The following is a 630-nucleotide window of genomic DNA, read 5'->3' on the forward strand; positions in this document are numbered from 1 at the left end:
GCTTCCAGGTCTGTTTTGGAATAGCTGTTGCGGTCTTTCCCCATGATCTCAAAACATTCCTTATATTCCATCAGACGGATCCCGCATTCCTCCAGTTCCTCGTAGAGCTTCTGGATTTCCGGTTTATGCTTTCCTTTTCCGTAAACGAATCCGATCCCTTCCCCTTCTGCAATCCGTTCCAGGTTCTTCTGCAGCTTCAGGATCTCAAGCGGAGAGCAGTGATCGATCTCAATGACGGTGTTATTGGATATCTTCTTATGCTTTGTCAGTTTCCGTCTCCTGTTTTCGTTAATGACTTTCCTGACTTTCTCCATTCCTTCGATCACGAACATGTGGGCATCCCCGAGGTCATATCTGGGGCCATACCCATTCTCAGACAGAAAGGCATTGTACTTTGCATAAAGGGCATCTATGGTGTCCAGAAGCCCCGCAAGGTGATAGTTGAGGCTGCCCCGCCAGACGAACGTATATCTGTTTGCGTTTGCTTCAATCTTGGTCCCATCGATGTAGAGCTCTTTCAGCGTAATAAGGCCCTCCTTTTCCAGACGGCGCATGAACTGATAATTTAATTCATCCAGGACTTCTTCTGTCAGCTTTTTCCCTTTAAAATCGTAAAAGACATCCCTCTGG

1 protein-coding gene is annotated in these 630 nt (G+C 46.8%); it reads right to left on the minus strand.

Going from position 1 to position 630, the window contains the following annotated elements; translation table 11 throughout:
* On the minus strand, positions 1-630 hold a 630-nt coding region (locus tag H6A20_RS13095), incomplete at both ends, for a transposase (RefSeq protein ID WP_204907536.1).

Source organism: Mordavella massiliensis (genome assembly GCF_016901695.1).
GTDB lineage: Bacteria > Bacillota > Clostridia > Lachnospirales > Lachnospiraceae > Claveliimonas > Claveliimonas massiliensis_A.